Here is a 19,808-nt window from a genome sequence, read left to right as displayed (position 1 = left end):
AATGAGTGTATCTAGCTTTATGGGCTTCCTGAAAGGGAAAAGCAGCTTAATGATATACGAAAAATGGGGGAATATGAAATATAAGTATAGAAATCGTCAGTTTTGGTGTAGGGGATATTTTGTGGATACGGTAGGCAAGGATGAGAAGAAAATAGCAACATACATACAGGAACAGCTGAAGGAGGATGAGCTATCTGAACAGTTGACGCTAAACTTTGAGGACCCGTTTACGGGTAGCAGGCAGTAAGATGCAAGGGACGGACCGTACAGGCGCTGTAAAGCGCAGCTGGCAACGGTGAGGCCTTATAGGCCGTAAAACTAAAACCCCCGGCTGTGCCGGGGGATATTTATTTGGCAGAGCAGGTAATCTTCGGCTGGTGTCGAAGAAGACCTTAAGTATTTGTGTATTTGTTGATGGGAGGATTTTTCGATGAAGAAAGTAATTGCCATCAATGGCAGCCCGCGGCGCAACGGCAATACGGCAGAGCTTTTGCAGCAGGCCTTGAAGGGAGCAAAGGAAGCTGGTGCGGAAACTGAACTGGTTAACTTGTACAGCCTGAATTTCAAAGGCTGCATCAGCTGCTTTTATTGCAAGCGCAAGGATAAGGAGCATGGCATCTGCGCGATGAAGGACGATTTAACGCCGGTTATCGAGCGCATCAAGGAGGCCGACGCCTTGATTATGGGCGTGCCTGTTTACTTTATGAACCTCTCTTCCGGCATGAGCGCCTTTATCGAAAGGCTGCTGTTTTCCAACTACATTTACAGCAATGAAATTCCGACGGTATTTCCCAAGTCCCTGCCCAATGCCTTTATCTACACCATGAACATGACGGAGGAGCATGTCAAACAGTTTGGTATGCGGGAAAAATTTGCCGTTCATGAAGGTTTTGCCAGCAAAATCCTGCAGGCGGAAACCAAGACCCTTTATGTGTACAATACGACACAGTTCACCGACTATGACAAATATGAGTCCTCAATCTTCGACCCACAGGCTAAAGCTGCCTATCGTGAGGAAATGTTCCCTAAGCAGTGTGCAGCAGCTTATGAATTGGGCAAGAACTTGCTGGTTTGAATTTAAGAAGGTCAACAGTCCTGATTCCCCTGCCAGATGCAAATGGCAGGGGATTTTCTTTGCTGTTTTCTATTGCTGCTGGATATGGTCAAACCGTATACCTTGCTTGGGTCAAATCTTCAGTCCTCACAAAAGTTGGTCAAAACTTCCGTTCCTTCCTGCTGGATTGGGTGCCGAAGAATGGCAAGGACAAAGTTGTTTGGCCTGTGTGATATTACGCCGAAGCTTAAAGGACTGCTTTGTGATGAAGGCAAATCTATGCATTTATATGTCTGATAAGCATAGCTGTCTATTTCTTATAAGTATTGGTAATTGCAGAACATCATCGCTATAATGTAATCAAGCTAAACGATAAAAGGTGCAAGTGAAGCAAAGGAGCATAGAGATGGTGGAGAAAATTTTCAAAAGCAAGAAGATGGTTCTGGCAGCCCTGATGGCAGGCGTGATGTCCTTTGGCCTGATGGGAAATGGCGTGCAGGCAGCAGATAAAGGAGCGGCAGGTATGAAGAGTGCAGAAGTCAAAAGCGACAGGATGATCAAGGCCGAAAAATTGCAGCTTACCCAGGAGTGGGACAAGGTCTTTCCCAAGAGCGACAAAGTTGACCACCGCAAGGTGACTTTTGTGAACCGTTACGGCATTACGCTGGCAGCTGATATGTATGTGCCCCGGAATGCCAAAGGCAAGCTCCCTGCCCTTGCCGTCAGCGGCCCCTTTGGTGCTGTCAAGGAGCAGTCCTCCGGCCTCTATGCCCAGGAAATGGCTGAGCGAGGTTTTTTGACCATTGCCTTTGACCCGTCCTTCACCGGGGAAAGTGGCGGACAGCCCCGTTATGTGGCTTCGCCGGACATCAACACCGAAGATTTTTCCGCAGCAGTGGATTTTCTGTCCATCCAGGAAAATGTGGATAAAGACCGTATCGGCATTATCGGCATCTGCGGCTGGGGTGGCATGGCCCTCAATGCAGCAGCCAGCGATACCCGCATCAAGGCTACCGTGGCTTCCACCATGTACGACATGAGCCGGGTGATTGCCAATGGCTATTTCGACAGGGATAAGGATGAAGCAACTTTGAAAAGGGAACGCTATGCCAATCGTGAAGCCTTGAACGCCCAGCGCACCGAAGATTACAAAAACGGCTTCTATAAAAATGCCGGCGGTGTGCCGGATGTCCTGCCGGAAGATGCTCCCTGGTTTGTGAAGGATTACTACACCTATTACAAGACGGAGCGTGGCTATCATCCCCGTTCCCTGAACTCCAACGGCGGCTGGAATCAGACTTCGGCTCTTTCCTTCATGAATATGCCGATTCTCTCCTATGCCGATGAAATCAAGGGTGCTGTGCTGGTGCTTCACGGCGAAAAAGCCCATTCCCGCTACTTTGGTGAAGATGCCTTCAAGAAGCTGCAGGGAGACAATAAGGAACTGGTAATCGTACCAGGAGCATCCCATATTGACCTTTATGACAATAAAGCTCTGATCCCCTTTGACAAACTGGCTGCCTTCTTTGACAAAAATCTGAAGTAATACCCGTAATACCGCCCTGCGAATATACATCCTGGGTCTATGCATTGACAAAATTGTCCTTTTGCCCTATGCTATGAAACATAATATGAGTTGACACCTGTTGCCACCGGGTAATGGGAGGAGCGTCATTTTCTTATCGGTAGGTCTTGGCAGATAAGAAGATGGCGCTGTTTTTGTAGGAGGCAGGATAATATGTTTAGGAAGATGCGGAGATTCAAGCAGCAGCTGCCGGAGGCGGAGTGCAGGGAAGTTTTGCGGGAGCAGAAGCGGGGCGTGCTGTCCATGCTGGGAGACGATGGCTATCCCTACGGCATCCCTATGAATCACTGGTACTGCGAGGAAGAGGGCGTCCTTTATTTCCACAGTGCCAAAGAAGGGCACAGGATGGATGCCATCAAGGCCTATGATAAGGTGAGCTATTGTGTTCACGATGAAGGTTGGCAAAAGCCCGGTGATTGGGCGCTTAACATCAGGAGCGTGGTAGTCTTTGGGCGGATGCAGCTGGTGACAGATGAGGAGAAGACGCGACAAATCTGCAGCTCCCTGGTGCGAAAATTCACCGATGATGAAGCGTATCTGGAAAAAGAATTGAAACACGCCCTGTCCAGAGTGCAATGCCTGGCTTTGCTTCCTGAGCATATGACCGGGAAATTGGTCAATGAATCGTGAGGAGATTTATGCTATGGCTGATATAGCTGGTGTTCGTGAGGAAATTTCGATTGCAGGCGAAAACAAAGGTAAAGAGCGCCCTAAAAATATCATCGTCAGAGGTGCCCGGGTGCATAATCTGAAAAACATTGATGTGAACATCCCTTTGGGCAAGCTGGTGGCCATTGCCGGGGTATCCGGCTCGGGGAAGTCTTCCCTGGCGCTGGGAACCTTGTATGCGGAAGGTTCCCGCCGTTATCTGGAGGCGCTGTCCACCTACACCCGCCGCCGCATCACCCAGGCGGGCAAGGCCGATGTGGAGGAAATCCGCCATGTGCCGGCGGCTCTGGCCCTTCATCAGCGTCCTGGGATTCCGGGAGTACGCAGTACCTTTGGCACGGCTTCTGAACTGTTGAACAGTCTGCGCCTGCTGTTTTCCCGCCTGGGGAGCTATGCCTGCCCCAAGGGGCATCTTTGCCCGCCCAATATGGATGTGGCCTTGATGCTGCCCACGAAATGCCCGGTCTGCGGCGAGGAGTTTTATGGCCCTGGGGCTGAGGCCATGGCCTTCAACTCCGAAGGCGCATGCTCACGCTGCTCCGGCACAGGCGTTGTGCGTACGGTTGACGAGGCCAGCCTGGTGCCTGACGAAAGCCTGTCCATTGCCGAGGGGGCGGTGGCTCCCTGGCAGACGCTGATGTGGTCATTGATGAAGGATATCGCCAAGGAAATGGGGGTGCGGATTGATGTGCCCTTCTGTGACTTGACCCCCGCAGAGAGGGAGATTGTCTTTCACGGCCCGGCAGAGAAAAGGCATATTCTCTATGTCAATGAAAAGACCAATGTGGCCGCTGAGATGGACTTCACCTATTATAATGCAGTATATACGGTGGAAAATGCCCTGGCGAAGGTCAAGGACGAAAAGGGCATGAAGCGGGTGGAAAAATTCCTCCATGAGGCTGCCTGCCCAGAATGCCAGGGCACACGGCTGTCGGCGAAGGTGCGCTCTACTAAACTGGCCGGGAAAAATCTAGCCGAGGCCACGGCCATGACCCTTGATGAGCTGATTCCCTGGGTGAAGGCTGTGCCGGATACCCTGCCCCAGGAAATGCGCCCTATGGCCGAAAGCATTGCCGAGTCGTTTTTGGATAACGCCCGCAGGCTGAAGGAGCTGGGCCTGGGTTATCTCTCCCTTGATCGTGCCAGCAGCACCCTTTCTACCGGCGAGCGCAAGCGTGTGCAGCTGGCCAGAGCCGTGCGCAATGAAACCACAGGGGTGCTCTATGTGCTGGATGAGCCCAGCATAGGCCTGCACCCGGCTAATATTGAGGGGCTTTTGGATGTGATTGACAGCCTGCTGCGGGATGGCAATTCCGTGGTCTTGGTGGACCATGATGTGCATGTGTTGCAGCATGCTGACTATATGATTGAGCTGGGGCCGCTGGCTGGCAGCGAGGGGGGCAATTTGCTCTTTGCCGGGGATATGCAGGCGGCGGCTGAAAGCAAAGTCTCCAAGATTGCCCCCTTCCTGCACGGTGGGGCCAACTGCGGCTTGCGGAAGCGCGCATCCTGGGAAAAGATGTTTGAGCTGGGCACCATCCATCTGGAAACGGATCAGCTGCATACGGTAAGGCCCTTGCAGGTGGATATTCCCAAGGGGAGGCTGACGGTGGTGACAGGTGTATCCGGTTCGGGCAAGACCACCATGGTGCTGGAGTGCCTGCTGCCGGCCTTGACGGCCAGTGCTGCAGGGGGCAGGCTGCCACCCCAGGTCAGAGCCATAAGTGCCGGGCATACGCCGGGCCAATCTGATTGATGCCTCGCCTATCGGCATCAACATCCGTTCTACTGTGGCGACCTACAGCGGTGTGCTGGATGAACTGCGCAAGCTCTATGCTGGCACTGCCACGGCCAAGGAGAAAAAGTGGAAGGCAGGGGCGTTTTCCTATAATACGGGCAAACTGCGCTGTCCCGCCTGCGATGGTACAGGCCAGATTTCCCTTGATGTGCAGTTCCTGCCCGATGTGACCATCACCTGCCCGGATTGCCATGGCCAGCGCTATAGCGAGGAGGTCAAAGCTGTCCTTTGGCAGGGGAAAGAGGCAGAGCATGGCTATGCTTTGCCGGAAATACTTTCCCTGACCGTGAAGGAGGCGCTGCCCCTCTTTGCCGGTCAGAAGAAGATTCATGGGAAGCTTTCAACCCTGAATGACCTGGGACTGGGCTATCTGACCCTGGGGGAGGATACGCCAGCCCTCTCCGGCGGCGAAGCCCAGCGGCTGAAGCTGGCCAGTGAAATGGGCAGGACACAGGCAGATGCTGTCTTTATCTTTGATGAGCCAACCATTGGACTGCACCCGCTGGATGTGCAGGTGCTCCTGCAGGTCTTTGACCGTCTGGTGGCAGTCGGTGCCACCGTGATTGTCATAGAGCATGATCTGGATGTGATCATCAATGCGGATTACTTGATTGACATGGGCCCGGAAGGCGGCGCCAAAGGCGGCCGCGTCGTAGCCTGCGGTACGCCGGAGATGGCAGCCGGAAGCAAGGAGAGCATTACGGGCAAATACATCGCCAGGGAAATGGGAAAAGTGTGAGAGGCACCTTGGTTGTTGAATTCCTTTTTCCTGCAGGCTATAATGTAAAGAGAAATCCAGCACAAAGGGGGCTGATTTATGCGGCTGCTTAGAAAGATGCAGGAGCCGGAACGCTTTTCTCCTGCAGAGCAGAATATGATCAACTACATCCTCAGCCACAAGCGGGAAATGGCGGAGCTTTCCATCCGGGAGCTGGCAGAAAAGACCTACAGCAGCCCCGCAGGCATCTTCCGACTCTGCCAGAAGCTGGGGCTGAAGGGCTACAACGAATTCAAGCTGCGCTTCATCAGCGAAGTGAACCGCACAGAGTCCGTCCCCTGCGCGGGGATAAAGATAAAGCGTCCCATCACCGCCCAGGACGGCCCCGAGGGCATCGTCCAGAAGATGGCCGCTCTGGAAATAGAGTCCATCGAAGAAACCAAAAACGAGATGAAGATGGAGCAGGTGGTGCGGGTGGCGCAGATGATGCGGGAAGCCAAAGTCATGGATATTTATGCCTATGACCAAAACTTCCAGCTGGCTCAGATGATGGTTTACAATCTGCTGCAGGTGAAGTGCGTGGCTGTAGCCAACATCTCCCTGACCTCCCAACTGGCCCAGGCCATGCTCTCTGATGCTTCCCATCTGGCCATTATTATCAGTCGCACCGGCTCCAATAAAAGGCTTCTCAGGACGGCAAAGATCTTGAAACAGCAGGGAGCTCCCATAGTGCTCCTCTCATCTTCAGAAAAAACACCCCTGGCCAAATACGCCGACGAATTCCTCTATGTGGCCAATGCCAATACCCTTGACTATATGGATATGGGCAGCATGATCTTTTCCGTGGGGGTGCGCTACTACCAGGATGTGCTCTTTGGTCTGCTGCTGGCCCAGGACTTTGACGGCATAGAAGAATTTTCCGGACGCATGGATAACTGCCTGGGTCACTATGAAGATAAAGACCGTTTATGGTGACACTGGGTATATCATAAATTATATACAATTTGTAAACACTGTTTACACGAGAGCCGACAGGCTCTCTTTTTTTGTGAACACCGTCCCGAAAGCGCCCAAACGGATTGAAGTGAGAAAAAGCCTGTGCTATATTGTCAACTGTCGAAAGGATGATATTGATTTTACAAATGATTGGGAAAGGAAGATAGTGCATGTCCTCGAAAGTCCGAGATTATGAAAAACTGGCCGGCGATATCATCGCGGCTGTAGGCGGCAGGGATAACATTTCCGACGCCACTCACTGCGCCACCCGCCTGAGGCTGGTGCTGAAGGAAACACCGTCTGATGCCAAAGATAAGGTAGCCGCCATGGCCGGCGTCATCACCGTGGTGGAAAGCGGTGGGCAGTTCCAGGTTGTTATCGGCACCCATGTCACCGATGTTTACAATGTCGCTGCCAAAATGCTTCACCTGGAAGCAGGGGCAGGCGGCACCCAGGCTAAGAAAAGCATAGCCGCTGCTATCATCGGCGCCATCTCCGGCTGCGTTTCGCCCATTGTCTATGTGCTGGCTGCCTGCGGTCTGCTGCAGGGGGCCCTGATCATAGCCACGGCCATCGCCCCGGAGGTGGTGGAAAATACCACCTTCCAAGTGCTGACTTATATGTCCTGGACGCCTTTCACCTATCTGCCGATACTCATAGCCCTGGCCGGTTCCAAGTATTTCAAGGTTGATACCCTGCTGGCAGTGCTGTGCTGCTGCGCCCTGGTGAACCCTTCCTGGGGTGAGATTGCAGGCCGCATCGCCACAGGTGAGTCTCTCACCTTCATGATGCTGCCCCTGGCTGAGACCACCTACACCTCCACAGTGCTGCCCCCGATTATCGTGCTGGCCCTGCTGGTGTATGTGGAAAGGTTCTTTAAAAGCCATCTGCCCGAAGTGCTGCAGCCCATCTTCGTACCTCTCTGCAGCTACCTCATCATGGTGCCAGCCACTCTCCTGGTGGTAGGCCCCATCACCTCCGGCGTGGCCCATGGCCTTTCCACGGCCTTCCAGGCTTTTTACACCCATCTGCCCTGGCTCTGCGCCATGGTCTTCGGTGCCTTCTGGCAGGTCTTCGTCATCTTCGGTGTTCACTGGACCTTCGTGCCTATCTTCTTGACAGAATTTGAGCAGGTGGGCTTCTCCACCCTGCAGGCCTTCTGTGGCATTGCCGTTTGCGCCCAGGTTGGCGCTGTCTTCGGTGTCTGGTTCAAGAGCAAGAGCAAAAAGACCAAGAGTGTGGCCATGTCCGCAGGTCTTACGGGCCTTTTCGGCATCACCGAGCCTACCATCTACGGTATCACCCTGCCTTTGAAGAAACCCTTCATATGCGCTTGCGTGGCCTCGGCCGCAGGCTCCCTGGTTTCCTCCTTCTTCGGTACTCTTTACTATGCCTTTGCCGGCCTGGCAGGTCTCCTCACCGTCCCCAACGCTTACAACGCCGCCAACCCCAGCTCTCTCACCGGCGCTGCCGCAGGCACTGCCATCGCTCTGATTGGCGCCTTTGCCCTGGTGCAGCTGGTAGGCTTTGAGGACAAGGCTGAAGCTGCTGCTGACGAACCGGCAGCTGACGGAGAAGAACCTCAGCCCGCCATTCCCTTCGAATTTTCCAGCCCTCTCAAGGGTGAAGTGAAGCCTCTGTCCGCCTGCCCCGACCCGGCTTTTGCCAGCGGCGCCATGGGCAAAGGCGTGGTCATAGAGCCTGCAGAAGGCAAGCTCTACGCTCCCTGCGACGGCCAGGTCATGATGCTCTTTGAAACCCTCCATGCCATCGGTCTCAAGAGTGACACCGGCGCCGAAATCCTCATTCACATCGGCCTGGATACCGTGAAACTGGGAGGCGAGGGCTTCAAGGCTCATGTCAAGAACGGTGACAGCATCAGGAAGGGCGACCTGCTCATCGAGTTCGATATTCCCTTCATCAAAGGGAAAGGCATGTCCGTCTCCACTCCCATGGTCATCACCAATGCAGACAATTACGCCGACCTGGTGCCCAGCGTAGGTGAACATGCAGTGGGGGACAAGCTGATGGATGTGGTTCCCGCTTGATCATATCAAGCGAGGGGTACAGGTACAGCATAAGCGTAACGTGTGAAATTTTGCCGCAGGCAAAATCTCAAGTGGAGCGTTGCTGTGCCTGTGCTCCGAGCATCTTAGCATAAAAACTTATCTTAGGAGGTTTACACTATGTCATTTTCTGAAGGATTTTTATGGGGCGGCGCTGTGGCTGCCCATCAGCTGGAAGGAGCCTGGCAGGAGGGGGGCAAGGGCGTCAGCGTGGCTGATGTCATGACCGTAGGCGGCTACGGCAAGCCCAGGGAGATTACCGATGGTGTCATCGAGGGCAAGATTTACCCCAACCACGAAGCCATCGACTTTTACCACCACTACAAAGAAGACCTGGCCCTCATGGCTGAAATGGGCTTCAAGGCCTTCCGCACCAGCATTGCCTGGACCCGCATCTTCCCCAAGGGAGATGAGGAGGCACCCAACGAAGCAGGGCTGAAATTCTACGATGACCTCTTTGACGAAATGAACCGCTTGGGCATCGAGCCGGTAGTGACCCTCTGCCACTTCGAGCTGCCCTACCATCTGGTGACGGAATACGGCGGTTTCCGCAACCGCAAGGTCGTGGATTTCTTCGTGAAATTCGCCACCACCTGCTTTGAGCGCTATAAAGACAAGGTCAAATACTGGATGACCTTCAACGAGATCAACAACCAGCGCAATACCGATGTGCCCTTCTTCGCCGTAACCAACTCCGGCTTCACCTACAAGGAGGGCGAAGACAGGAAATTGGTGCTCTATCAGGTAGCTCACAACGAATTCGTGGCCTCTGCCAAGGCTGTGATAGAAGGACATAAAATCAACCCAAAATTCCAGATTGGCTGCATGCTGAACATCGGCCCTGTCTATACGGAAAGCTGCCGCCCGGCAGACGCCATCCTGGCGCTGAAGGAAATGGACAGGACCTGGTTCTTCTCCGATGTGCAGTGCCGGGGCCATTATCCCACCTATGTGCTGAAAGAGTGGGAAAACAAGGGCTATCATATCGAGATGGCAGAGGGTGACCTGGAAATTCTGGAGGCCGGCAAGGTGGATTACTTCGCCTTCAGCTACTACCAGACAGAGGTCATGAGCTCTGTTCATCAGAATGACGATGCAGACGAGTTCTCCCGTGGGGTGGACAACCCCTATCTGAAGAAATCCGACTGGGGCTGGAAAATTGACCCGGTGGGCCTGCGCTATGCCCTGAACCTGGTGCAGGAGCGCTATGAGCTGCCCATGATGATCGTGGAAAACGGCATCGGCCTCCACGAGACGGAAGCAGACAAGCAGGCTGACGGCATGATACACGATGATGCCCGCATCGAATACTTCCGCGCCCACATCAGCGAAGTTAAGAAGGCCATTGACGAAGACGGCGTAGACCTCCTGGGCTATCTCACCTGGGGCCCCATTGACCTGGTATCCGCCGGCACTGGTGAAATGGAGAAGCGCTACGGCTTCATCTATGTGGACAAGAACAATAAGGGTGAAGGCACCCTGCGCCGGGAAAAGAAAAAATCCTTCTTCTGGTACAAGGAGGTTATCGAAAGCAACGGCGAGAAGCTTTAAAAGAAGATTTTAGCCCCAAGGCTCCTGTCAGCATTGACAGGAGCCTTGGGGTGTTGCTTCAGAACTTCATTGATGGTATATTGATGTTATCGATTTACTGGAAGATTATGATTTAGACCTTGAAATCCGGCTGGTCACGGTAGAAGTGCTGCAAAAGCTCAATAAAAGCGTGCAGGGATTGGCGCTTGTCGTTTTTATGGGTGTAGACACCGCAGGGGATGACGACATCGCTGTCAAAGTCCAGCCAGGCAAATTCGCCGTTGTGGTCATTTAAGAAACCGGGGGCCAGGCATACCCCTTTGTGGGCCGCCACATTGGTGAGGGTGTTGTCATGGTCGGGGCTGTTGAAATAGTCCACCTGGATTTCACTGATCATGCGCTGCTGCAGGGCACGCAGCATGGGCGGGGAGCCGCCGCCTACCATAAGTGTACGACCTTTTAAGTCGCTGGGCGTAACCAGCGGCTTTTTTGTCAGGCTGTCATTTTTCTCCGTGATGAGGTAGATGCGGCTGTCAAAAAGATGGTGGCAGGTCACATCCGGTACCCGCTTCATGGTGTATTCCATGGCAAAGGTCACATCCTGCTCCCCTTGCAGAAAGGATTCCTGTCCATGCTGCCAGTCAAAGCTCGGGACTATGTTGACGGCGGGAAAGCTGCGGCTGAACTGGGCTATGACCTGGGGCAGGAAATAGATGGCGGAACGGATGGGCAGGGAAAGGCGGATGCTTTCGGCGTATTTGGCGCTGAAATTCTGCCCTTGCTCAATGGCATCCTTCAGCTGTCCGTAAAGCGTGCGCAAGGTGCCGACGAATTGTGCTCCTGCCGGTGTGAGCATCGCGCCCTTGCCGGAGCGTTCAAAAAGGGCAAAGCCAATCTCGTTTTCCACCATCTTTATCTGATAGGTCAGTGTAGGCTGAGAGATAAAGAGATTTTCGGCTGCACGGTTGAAATTCAGCACCTGCGCCAGCTCCAGTATATATTCCATCTGCTTGGTATTCATCAGTGCGTCCTCCTTACTTGCAGTATAGCGCCTGGCCCCTGGTAATGCAATGATTTTAATAAAATAATTAAATTGATAATCTAAACTTACAATTGGATATTCTGATATAGCACCGCTATAATGAAACCAACAAGAGGAAATGCAGATGCGATGAAAGGGGTATACACATGTCACTGGAGATTTTGGAAGCAAAAGAAGAGATTCGTGAGGTTATTGACGGTTTTGCCAATCTGGAGTGCAATGTGCCGGCGCAGATGGTTTATTTCACCGAAGATGTTCATGTCATGGTCTATATGGGCGATAAGCTCACGATGGATATTCATGGACGGGATACCTTGGAAAAACAGTTCAGCGCCTTTACGGGCGGCATCAAAGCATCGCACCATCAAAATGGTCAGCAGGTCATTACGTTAGATGGCGATACGGCCACGGACGTGCATTACTGTCGGGCGGCCCTCGTGATGGAGGAAAACGGCCATGATGTGGTATCGGACAACTACATCCGCTATACGGATAAGCTGGTGAAGCAGGAGGGCAAATGGCTCATCAAAGAGCGTGAGCAGCATTTTGTCATCACGAAAAAGCAGGATCTGTAAGAGATTGATATGTATGAAGCGCAGAGATTTTATTCGGCTGACCGGCATAGGAACCTTGGGGCTGTTGTTTTCAGGTTGTGGTATTTTCAGCGATAAAGCCGCCTCTCCGGCAGTAGCTGCTGAAAATGCAGGGCCTGTTGCCGAAGGAGTAAAAGGAAAGAAGATTCTCGTGGCGTTCTTTTCACGTAAAGGCGATAACTATGAAGTTGGCTATATCGAAAAGGGCAATACGCATATTTTAGCAGATATTATTGCTGAAGAAATTCCTGATGCAGATGTGTTTGAAATTAAGACCGTGAAGGAATACGCTACGGATTATCGGGCATGTACCGAAGAAGCCAAAGCTGAAAAAGCGCAGGATGCGCGGCCGCAGTTAGCCACAAAAATAACGAATTTTCAAGATTATGACATCGTATTTCTTGGTTATCCCATTTGGTGGAGTGATTTACCCATGCCGGTCTATACATTTATGGAAAGCTACGATTGGCAGGGCAAGACGGTCATTCCCTTCTGTACTTCGGCAGGCGATGTTATGACCGGGCTGGAGGACAGGGTTATTCCGCGTTACGCCAAGGGTGCGCAGGTAAAATTGCCGGGGCTGGGTTTGTCCGGTAAACGTGTCCAGCAGGAAACAGAGAGTGTTCGCCCGCAGGTAAAGACATGGCTGAATGAACTTAGAAATATGGGCGTATTATAACGAGTACAAGATGTCCCCCACTTCTATAAGTGGGGACAGTAACTTACTAACAGGCGGCGAGTTAATATCTCCCGCCTCGTTGAAAGGCCAAGAGGAAGTTTTGCCTTCGGCAAAACTGGAACAATGGCCTTATAACAGGTTGGAGGGAGCGAAAATGCACTTAAAACAAAAGATATACCACAGCATTCTTACGGCAAGTGTGCTGTTGTCACTTAATATTGGTTTTGTATCTGCTACGCCAATTACCATCGAGGAGCAAGGTTCATTTACGGTGGGCGGCAGTTATAAACAGCATGCAGGAAAATTCACGCAGGAGAATTTTGTTGCAGAAGATGGGCAGAGAGCTTATGGCGATTTTGCTTATGTGGAGTATCAAAAGCCCGTCAAAGCCAAAAAACTGCCGTTGATTTTTCAGCATGGTGGTGCTCAGTCAAAACGTACATGGGAATCCGGCCCGGATGGACGGGAAGGGTTCAATACGATGTTTTTGCGAGCCGGTTATTCCGTATATCTGGTAGACCAGCCCCGTAGTGGCGAAGCCAATCTTTCCACGGAGGCAGTAACGCCGGACACACCTTGGGCAAGTAATCCCATGTATGGAGATAAAACACTATATGTGCTTTCGCGTATTGGCCATTATGACGAGAAAGGCAATCCAGTTCCCAATGCCCAGTTCCCGGCTGGAGAAGAAAATTATCAAGCTTTTCAGCAAAGCTGGACAATAGGCTCGGGTCCACTGGATAATGACCTCAATGCCGATGTACTGGCAAAACTTTTTAATCGCCAAAAAGATGGAGCGGTGTTGGTATCTCACTCTATGGGCGGAACAATTGGTTGGCGTACAGCTATCCGTACAGATAAAGTGAAGGCTATTATTGCCTATGAACCGGGAGGAACGCCTTTTGTGTTCCCGGAAAACGAGATGCCTAAAATAACGGATGCGCGTTTTAAGGCCCTCTCGGCTTCGGCCATGGGCGTTCCTATGGAAGATTTTCTAAAACTCACCAGAATTCCTATTGTGTTGTATTATGGCGATTACATAAAAATCGGTTCGGAAAATGTTGGCGAGGATAAGTGGGGCACTGAGTACGCAATGGCACAACAGTTTGTTGCTGCTATAAATCGTCATGGTGGTGATGCGACTTTGGTACATTTGCCGGATATTGGGATTAAGGGGAATTCGCATTTTCTTATGCAGGAAAAGAATAATAAGCAGATTATGGAATTGGCAATTAAATGGCTAAAAGAAAAAGGCCTAGATAAATAATGCTTTTCGCTTGTGTGTTAATGCGATGTTTCAAAAGGAGTAATGACAAATGCAGTATGTAAAATTTGGTAATACGGGGATGGATGTTTCGCGGATTTGTCTGGGGATGATGAGCTTTGGCAAGCCGGGCAAGGAGAATGGTGTATTTCCCTGGGCTAAGGACTATGAAGAGGGAAAGACAATTTTCAAAAAGGCTATTGACCTAGGTATCAACTATTTCGATACGGCAAATGTTTATCAGATGGGTTCCAGTGAGGAAATTACAGGGCGTTACATCAAAGATTTTGGCTTAAATCGTGATGAAATCGTTGTGGCAACGAAGGTGAATTTTGAAATGCGTCCTGGCCGCCCTAATGGCGGTGGCACCTCTAGAAAAAATATCATGGCGGAAATCGATCATAGTCTTGAGCGCTTGGGACTCGACTATATTGATTTGTATCAGATCCATCGACTGGATGCGAATACACCAATGGAAGAAACCATGGAGGCGCTCCATGATGTGGTAAAGAGTGGTAAAGTTCGTTATATTGGAGCATCGACTATCTTTGCCTGGCAGTTGGAACGAATGCAGAATATCGCAGAGAAACATGGCTGGACGAAATTTGTTTCCCTGCAGCCACAATATAATTTGATTTATCGTGAAGAAGAACGGGAAATCATGCCGCTTTGTCAGGATAGAAAAATGGCGGTAGTTCCTTGGAGTCCTTTGGCTGGTGGCCGTTGTGCCCATCCGTGGGGAATGGTGACGGAACGCAATAAGATTGACGATGTTTCGCCTATGGTCTGGAATGCGACCAATGATGTAGATAAAGTGGTCATTGATAATTTGGAAAAGATTGCCAAGGAGCATGGTCGCAGCATGGCGCAAGAATCTCTGGCATGGATGCTCTCTAAGCCTTATATCACTGCGCCGATTGTGGGAACAACGGATGTAAAGCATATTGAAGAAGCCGTAGCTGCACTGGACATTAAACTTGATGAAGAAGAAATAAAGGCACTTGAAGCACCTTACGTGCCGCACATTAAGACGGGGGCTTTTTAATGGGGAGGAGGTATAACAAATTTTATGTCTATAAATGTATTTGAAAAAATGCGCAAGGGCGCAGCATATGATATCCGGCAGGAGGATTATGTGGAGCAGGTGCATAGTGAGATCAATCGCTGTGCCAGTCTGTGTCAGAAAATCAACGCCACGGATGTAAACGACAAAGAAAATATTCTGAAACAGGAAAAGGAACTTCTGTCCAATACCGAGTTCACAGATTCCTATTTTCGCCGCCTTTTCAGATTGATTGCGGCAATCGGGTATTTGTGGGAAAAAATGTCTTTGCCAATCATAATCTGACCATGATGTCTCTGGGCACCATTACGATTGAAGATGGGGTTATGTTGGGACCGGAAGTAGGGCTGTTTACCGTCAATCATGAACCGAAAAATATCCGTACGGTCATGACCAAGGAAATCCATATCAAGAAAAATGCCTGGATTGGCGCGAGAGTCAGCATTTTGCCCGGTGTAACCATTGGAGAAAATGCGATTGTCGGCACCGGTGCCGTGGTTACGAAAGATGTTCCTGATAACTGTATGGCTGTCGGCGTACCGGCAAAGGTCGTTAAGAAATTAGATTAAGTTTACGAGAGGGGGCAAAGTAAAATGGCCAAGACATTGGTAATCTATTATTCCCGCAAGGGTCAGAATTATGTAAGTGGCAGTATTGTGGATTTACCGAAAGGCAATACGGAAATTGTGGCAGAGTTTATCCAAAAGGCAGTAGGGGCGGATGTATTCGAGGTAGAAACGAAAAAGTCCTATGCGATTGATTATACGCAGTGTACGATTGAAGCCAAAGAGGAACTGCGCAACAATGACCGCCCGGAATTGGTGAAAATGCTGGACTCGGTGGCAGAATATGACAATATCGTTGTGGCCGGCCCGTGCTGGTGGGGAACTTATCCTGTGGCGGTATTCACCCAGCTGGAAGCACTGGATTTCAGCAGTAAAAAGGTGTTCCCTGTGATGACGCATGAGGGTAGTGGCATTGCCGGTGCTCCTGCTGCTTTGAAGAAATACTGCCGTGGTGCCGTGGTCGGAGAAGGGCTGGCTATAACGGGGGGAGCCGCCGCAGGTTCTGAAGAAAAAGTGGCTGCCTGGGCAAAGAAGAATCTTGCCTAAAAAGGGGATAGATAAAATGAGCAAAGAGGTTATGATTGTCACAGGTGCCGGGCAGATTTCGATGGCTATTGCCCGCCGCATGGGCTATGGCAAGAAGATTATCCTTGGGGATAAAAAAGAAAACAATGCACAGGCGGTTGCTGAAATCATGAATCAGGCAGGCTTTGATGTGGAGCCGTTTGTGATGGACATGTCTGTGCGGACTTCTATTCAGGCTATGGTGCAAAAAGCAACGGAATATGGTGAAGTAAAAGCATTGGTCTGTGGTGCCGGTGTTTCACCTTCGCAGGCTCCGATTGAAGTGATTTTGCAGGTTGACCTCTATGGGACAGCAGTGTTGATGGAAGAAGTGGGCAAGGTTATTGCCCTGGGCGGTACAGGTGTGATTATCTCCAGTCAGTCCGGGCATCGCATGCCGGCACTCACGCCGGAGCAGGACAGGGCACTGGCAATGACGCCGACAGAGGAGTTGTTAAAGCTGGATTTTTTGCAGCCGGAAAAGATAAAGGATACTCTCCATGCTTATCAGCTGGCTAAACGCTGCAATGAAAAACGCACGATGTATGAAGCTGTTCGCTGGGGCGAGCGGGGCGCACGCATCAATGATATTGCGCCCGGTATCATTGTCACGCCTCTGGCCATAGATGAATTCAATGGTCCGCGTGGTGATTTTTACAAGAATATGTTCGCCAAATGCCCTGCAGGCCGCCCGGGCACCGCTGATGAAGTGGCTGATGTAGCAGAGCTTCTCATGAGCACAAGGGCACAGTTTATTACCGGCTCAACCTTTTTGGTAGACGGTGGTGCTACGGCTTCCTATTATTATGGACCGTTGCAGCCGGACCAATGAATCCTGCTGGTTGAGCATCTCAATAATCCCCTTATGGCCAAAACCATAGGGGGATTATTTTCTGCAAAAAAACTTGACTTGAAGCTGACTCCAAGGTATAGACTTACAGACATCTGCCGAAGATGTTTACAGATATAGCAAAGGAGCATGTCATGTATTTAGAGAAAATCAGTGGGCCGCAGGATATTAAAGCTTTTAACGAAGAACAGCGCAAGGTGCTGGCACAGGAAATGCGGGAGGCTATGCTGAAGCGGGCCAGCGTCCATGGCGGCCACTTCGGTCCTGATTTCGGTATCGTAGAGTGCATCATTGCCCTGCATACAGTTTTTGATTCACCGAAAGATAAATTTGTCTTTGATATCTCCCATCAGGCCTATCCCCATAAGATGCTGACGGGACGCAAGGATGCGTACCTCTATGCGGAGCATTATGATGATGTATCCGGATATACCAATCCTGAGGAAAGCGAGCACGATATGTTCAATGTGGGGCATACCTCCACTTCTATCAGCCTGGCCACGGGACTGGCCAAGGCTCGTGACCTCAAGGGGGACAAGCTGGCTGAGGAAAACAAGGAAGACTGGCACTGGCACATGCCCTTTGATATCGAAACGGGTGAAGCCAGACAGGAAATGGTAGATCCCTATGCCGAACAGACGGCAGCAACCTTCCTGCGGCTGGCCAGGGAAGATGAGAAATTCATCGCCATTTCTGCTGCTACGCCGTCCAGCATGGGGCTCACGCAGGAGCGCCGTCGGGCTTTGGGCAAGCATTACCTTGATGTAGGCATTGCCGAGGAGCAGGCCGTGGCCATGGCATCAGGTCTGGCACGCAATGGTGCTCATCCCGTTTTTGGCGACTTTTCTTCCTTCTTCCAGCGCACCTATGATCAGCTTTCCCAGGACGTATGCGTCAATAATAACCCTGCCACCTTCCTGGTGTTCTGGGCGTCTATGTATGGCATGAACGATGTGACCCATCTTGGTTTTTACGACATTCCCATGATGAGCAATATCCCAAACCTGGTGTATTTGGCACCGACTTCGCCGGAAGAATACCAGGCCATGCTGGATTGGGCAATTCCGCAGGAGAAGTATCCCGTGGCCATTCGTGTCCCCCATGCCATGGTGGGCAGTTCCAAGCGTCCCGTGCGTGAATCCTATGATGAACTCAATAAGTATGAAGTGGTGAAGGACGGCAGCCATGTAGCCCTCATTGGTTTGGGTAATTTCTACAACCTGGCGGAAGAAACTGCGGCTAAGCTCAAAGAACAGGGCATAGAGGCCACCCTCATCAATCCTCTCTTTATCACCGGACAGGACAAGGAACTGCTGGAGAAACTGAAAGCTAATCATGAATTGGTGGTAACCTTGGAAGATGGCGTCCTGGACGGCGGCTTTGGCGAAAAGATTGCCCGTTTCTATAGTGCAGACAAAATGAAGGTATTGAACTTCGGTTTGTCGAAGAAATTCTATGACCGTTATGATTATGAGGCATTGGCCAAAGAAAATCACCTGACGGCTGCACAGATCGCAGAGGATATTCTGGCTAATCTGTAAAGTTATTGAATGACAATAGATTGATTGGGCAGAGGGGCAGCTTTATGAAGCGAAGAACATTTATTTTAGGAGGTCTTGGAGCCTTGGGAATGATGGCGGGGGGCGGGGCGCTTTTTGTGAACCGCCCGGAATTTGGCAGGCTGCCACAGGGGGCGCGACTGGTGCGCATGGAGGCCTCGCCACACTATGTGGACGGCCAGTTCCAGAATCTGGTGCCGGTGCAGGTCATGAATGAGGAAAGCGGTGAGAACCGCTTTGTGGCCATGGCAAAATTCCTCTTTGGGGACAAGTCAGAACTTTCTCCGCAGGAGTCCCTGCTCAGTCATAAGACGGATTTGCATGAGCTGAATCCTTCCCGTGATGCTGCAGTGTGGATGGGACACTCGACCTTCTTTTTGCAGCTGGGAGGCAGGCGCATTCTCATCGACCCGGTGTTTTCCTCCTATGCGTCGCCCTTGTTTTTCATCAACAAGGCGTTTCCGGGCAGCAATGTCTACACGGCAGAGGATATGCCGGAGATAGATATTTACCATACAAAATGGAGCTGTTAGGGGATTTCGTCTGTTTGCTGGAATTTGATATGTTTATTAAGCACGCGCGGTATTTTCCGGATAATGAGGCTGGGAACAAACGCAAGGTTATCGACACGATTCGAGTGATGGTGCTCCTGTCCCTCTGATAGGTTGTTTGGATGGCAACGTAATATTGTTGCGGATAAGCAGATACTGAGTTTTTAATTCGGTATCTGCTTTTTTAGTGTCTATATGATGGCATGTGTCAAATGGGAGCGAGAGTTTATAAGGGGAGGTTGTTTGGATGGCTACGTATTGGTACAGAGATTCTTTCCCATAGAAAAAGACCTGGCTTGATGGATGATATGCTCCCCCTATGAGAGACAGTAAAAAATAAAACTGTCATCATAGGGGGATTTTTCATGCCATGTAAGCAAAAAGCAACAGCAGAAGAGAAAACCAGAGTTGCCCAAGAATGCCTTTCGGGTAGAATGACACGTAGTGAAGCCGCATCATTATTACAAGTAAATAGGACAACCATTGACGAATGGATATATCAGTACGAATCGGAGGGCTCCTCAGCTTTTTCGCCGCGTAAACGCAATCGTGTTTACACAGCAGAACTCAAGACCCGGGCCGTTATCAGTTATTTGAATGGTGAGGGCAGCTTGATGGATATATGTCGCAAATATGCTATTCACGACACACATCAGCTAAG

At 50.9% G+C, this 19,808-nt stretch carries 21 protein-coding genes; 20 read left to right on the top strand and 1 reads right to left on the bottom strand.

All coding sequences use genetic code 11. The features are described from left to right. The 9 genes from BLW59_RS14915 to BLW59_RS14880 all read left to right on the top strand — a co-directional run. Positions 1 to 247 (top strand): transposase (locus BLW59_RS14915; RefSeq protein ID WP_074698416.1); only part of this gene is annotated, 247 nt, incomplete at its 5' end. Between the two features lie 183 nt (positions 248 to 430). Continuing rightward, entirely contained in the window at positions 431 to 1,075 is a 645-nt protein-coding gene (locus tag BLW59_RS14910; protein ID WP_074698415.1) for a flavodoxin family protein, read from the top strand. Between the two features lie 385 nt (positions 1,076 to 1,460). After that, positions 1,461 to 2,600 (top strand): alpha/beta hydrolase, encoded by a 1,140-nt coding sequence (locus BLW59_RS14905; protein ID WP_217634634.1) that lies wholly within the window; start codon positions 1,461 to 1,463, stop codon positions 2,598 to 2,600. A 192-nt stretch (positions 2,601 to 2,792) separates the two neighbouring features. Further along, positions 2,793 to 3,269 carry a pyridoxamine 5'-phosphate oxidase family protein gene (locus BLW59_RS14900; RefSeq protein WP_074698414.1) on the top strand — a complete coding sequence of 159 codons (477 nt, stop codon included), beginning with the start codon at positions 2,793 to 2,795 and terminating at the stop codon, positions 3,267 to 3,269. Positions 3,270 to 3,282: 13 nt separating this feature from the next. Next, entirely contained in the window at positions 3,283 to 5,064 is a 1,782-nt protein-coding gene (locus tag BLW59_RS14895) for a hypothetical protein (protein ID WP_318258665.1), read from the top strand. Next, the gene (locus BLW59_RS18230; protein ID WP_318258664.1) at positions 5,033 to 5,845 is read left to right on the top strand and encodes a hypothetical protein; all 813 of its coding nucleotides are present in this window, start codon (positions 5,033 to 5,035) and stop codon (positions 5,843 to 5,845) included. Before BLW59_RS14895 ends, BLW59_RS18230 begins: the two co-directional genes overlap by 32 nt. A 78-nt stretch (positions 5,846 to 5,923) precedes the next feature. After that, positions 5,924 to 6,799, top strand: a complete 876-nt coding sequence (locus BLW59_RS14890; protein WP_074698413.1) for a MurR/RpiR family transcriptional regulator — start codon at positions 5,924 to 5,926, stop codon at positions 6,797 to 6,799. Positions 6,800 to 6,990: 191 nt separating this feature from the next. After that, entirely contained in the window at positions 6,991 to 8,868 is a 1,878-nt protein-coding gene (locus BLW59_RS14885; protein ID WP_074698412.1) for a glucose PTS transporter subunit IIA, read from the top strand. Between the two features lie 138 nt (positions 8,869 to 9,006). After that, a complete protein-coding gene (locus BLW59_RS14880; RefSeq protein ID WP_074698411.1) occupies positions 9,007 to 10,437 on the top strand; it encodes a 6-phospho-beta-glucosidase in 1,431 nt (476 codons plus the stop codon). A gap of 112 nt (positions 10,438 to 10,549) precedes the next feature. Here the strand turns inward: BLW59_RS14880 and BLW59_RS14875 are convergent, their stop codons facing one another. Continuing rightward, a complete protein-coding gene (locus tag BLW59_RS14875) occupies positions 10,550 to 11,437 on the bottom strand; it encodes a LysR family transcriptional regulator (RefSeq protein WP_074698410.1) in 888 nt (295 codons plus the stop codon). A gap of 167 nt (positions 11,438 to 11,604) precedes the next feature. Between BLW59_RS14875 and BLW59_RS14870 the strand changes: the two genes are divergently transcribed. The 11 genes from BLW59_RS14870 to BLW59_RS14825 form a co-directional block, all read left to right on the top strand. Next, the gene (locus BLW59_RS14870; RefSeq protein WP_074698409.1) at positions 11,605 to 12,033 is read left to right on the top strand and encodes a nuclear transport factor 2 family protein; all 429 of its coding nucleotides are present in this window, start codon (positions 11,605 to 11,607) and stop codon (positions 12,031 to 12,033) included. Positions 12,034 to 12,046: 13 nt separating this feature from the next. Beyond that, positions 12,047 to 12,730 carry a flavodoxin gene (locus BLW59_RS14865; RefSeq protein ID WP_081348559.1) on the top strand — a complete coding sequence of 228 codons (684 nt, stop codon included), beginning with the start codon at positions 12,047 to 12,049 and terminating at the stop codon, positions 12,728 to 12,730. After that, on the top strand, positions 12,702 to 13,997 hold the full coding sequence (locus tag BLW59_RS14860; RefSeq protein ID WP_318258661.1) for an alpha/beta fold hydrolase: 1,296 nt from the start codon (positions 12,702 to 12,704) through the stop codon (positions 13,995 to 13,997). Before BLW59_RS14865 ends, BLW59_RS14860 begins: the two co-directional genes overlap by 29 nt. Positions 13,998 to 14,046: 49 nt before the next feature. Beyond that, a complete protein-coding gene (locus BLW59_RS14855) occupies positions 14,047 to 15,039 on the top strand; it encodes an aldo/keto reductase (protein ID WP_074698407.1) in 993 nt (330 codons plus the stop codon). 24 nt (positions 15,040 to 15,063) lie between these two features. After that, entirely contained in the window at positions 15,064 to 15,342 is a 279-nt protein-coding gene (locus BLW59_RS18030; protein WP_217634633.1) for a hypothetical protein, read from the top strand. Then, positions 15,309 to 15,626 (top strand): DapH/DapD/GlmU-related protein, encoded by a 318-nt coding sequence (locus BLW59_RS18025; protein ID WP_318258659.1) that lies wholly within the window; start codon positions 15,309 to 15,311, stop codon positions 15,624 to 15,626. Before BLW59_RS18030 ends, BLW59_RS18025 begins: the two co-directional genes overlap by 34 nt. Before the next feature lie 24 nt (positions 15,627 to 15,650). Continuing rightward, a complete protein-coding gene (locus tag BLW59_RS14845; protein ID WP_074698406.1) occupies positions 15,651 to 16,169 on the top strand; it encodes a flavodoxin in 519 nt (172 codons plus the stop codon). A 16-nt stretch (positions 16,170 to 16,185) separates the two neighbouring features. Continuing rightward, the gene (locus tag BLW59_RS14840; RefSeq protein ID WP_074698405.1) at positions 16,186 to 17,019 is read left to right on the top strand and encodes an SDR family oxidoreductase; all 834 of its coding nucleotides are present in this window, start codon (positions 16,186 to 16,188) and stop codon (positions 17,017 to 17,019) included. Positions 17,020 to 17,171: 152 nt separating this feature from the next. After that, positions 17,172 to 18,578, top strand: a complete 1,407-nt coding sequence (locus BLW59_RS14835) for a 1-deoxy-D-xylulose-5-phosphate synthase N-terminal domain-containing protein (protein ID WP_074698404.1) — start codon at positions 17,172 to 17,174, stop codon at positions 18,576 to 18,578. Positions 18,579 to 18,661: 83 nt separating this feature from the next. Then, a complete protein-coding gene (locus BLW59_RS14830) occupies positions 18,662 to 19,129 on the top strand; it encodes a hypothetical protein (RefSeq protein ID WP_318258657.1) in 468 nt (155 codons plus the stop codon). A gap of 383 nt (positions 19,130 to 19,512) precedes the next feature. Beyond that, positions 19,513 to 19,808, top strand: a 296-nt coding sequence (locus BLW59_RS14825) for a helix-turn-helix domain-containing protein (RefSeq protein ID WP_139283707.1), incomplete at its 3' end; no start/stop codon positions are given.

Origin of the sequence: Selenomonas sp. KH1T6, assembly GCF_900108415.1 — a bacterium.
In the GTDB taxonomy this organism is placed as follows: Bacteria; Bacillota; Negativicutes; order Selenomonadales; family Selenomonadaceae; genus Selenomonas_B; species Selenomonas_B ruminantium_A.
Note: the sequence above shows the minus strand (reverse complement) of the source record. Positions and strands in the feature narration are given on the sequence as shown.

Excerpts from the sequence above, each read along its gene's own strand:
- BLW59_RS14875 (WP_074698410.1), bottom strand. The coding sequence starts at position 11,437 with ATGAATACCAAGCAGATGGAATATATACTGGAGCTGGCGCAGGTGCTG.
- BLW59_RS14835 (WP_074698404.1), top strand. The coding sequence starts at position 17,172 with ATGTATTTAGAGAAAATCAGTGGGCCGCAGGATATTAAAGCTTTTAAC.
- BLW59_RS14910 (WP_074698415.1), top strand. The coding sequence starts at position 431 with ATGAAGAAAGTAATTGCCATCAATGGCAGCCCGCGGCGCAACGGCAAT.
- BLW59_RS14895 (WP_318258665.1), top strand. The coding sequence starts at position 3,283 with ATGGCTGATATAGCTGGTGTTCGTGAGGAAATTTCGATTGCAGGCGAA.
- BLW59_RS14860 (WP_318258661.1), top strand. The coding sequence starts at position 12,702 with ATGAACTTAGAAATATGGGCGTATTATAACGAGTACAAGATGTCCCCC.
- BLW59_RS14845 (WP_074698406.1), top strand. The coding sequence starts at position 15,651 with ATGGCCAAGACATTGGTAATCTATTATTCCCGCAAGGGTCAGAATTAT.
- BLW59_RS14855 (WP_074698407.1), top strand. The coding sequence starts at position 14,047 with ATGCAGTATGTAAAATTTGGTAATACGGGGATGGATGTTTCGCGGATT.
- BLW59_RS18030 (WP_217634633.1), top strand. The coding sequence starts at position 15,064 with ATGTCTATAAATGTATTTGAAAAAATGCGCAAGGGCGCAGCATATGAT.
- BLW59_RS14870 (WP_074698409.1), top strand. The coding sequence starts at position 11,605 with ATGTCACTGGAGATTTTGGAAGCAAAAGAAGAGATTCGTGAGGTTATT.
- BLW59_RS14905 (WP_217634634.1), top strand. The coding sequence starts at position 1,461 with ATGGTGGAGAAAATTTTCAAAAGCAAGAAGATGGTTCTGGCAGCCCTG.
- BLW59_RS14900 (WP_074698414.1), top strand. The coding sequence starts at position 2,793 with ATGTTTAGGAAGATGCGGAGATTCAAGCAGCAGCTGCCGGAGGCGGAG.
- BLW59_RS14840 (WP_074698405.1), top strand. The coding sequence starts at position 16,186 with ATGAGCAAAGAGGTTATGATTGTCACAGGTGCCGGGCAGATTTCGATG.
- BLW59_RS14890 (WP_074698413.1), top strand. The coding sequence starts at position 5,924 with ATGCGGCTGCTTAGAAAGATGCAGGAGCCGGAACGCTTTTCTCCTGCA.
- BLW59_RS14865 (WP_081348559.1), top strand. The coding sequence starts at position 12,047 with ATGAAGCGCAGAGATTTTATTCGGCTGACCGGCATAGGAACCTTGGGG.
- BLW59_RS14885 (WP_074698412.1), top strand. The coding sequence starts at position 6,991 with ATGTCCTCGAAAGTCCGAGATTATGAAAAACTGGCCGGCGATATCATC.
- BLW59_RS14880 (WP_074698411.1), top strand. The coding sequence starts at position 9,007 with ATGTCATTTTCTGAAGGATTTTTATGGGGCGGCGCTGTGGCTGCCCAT.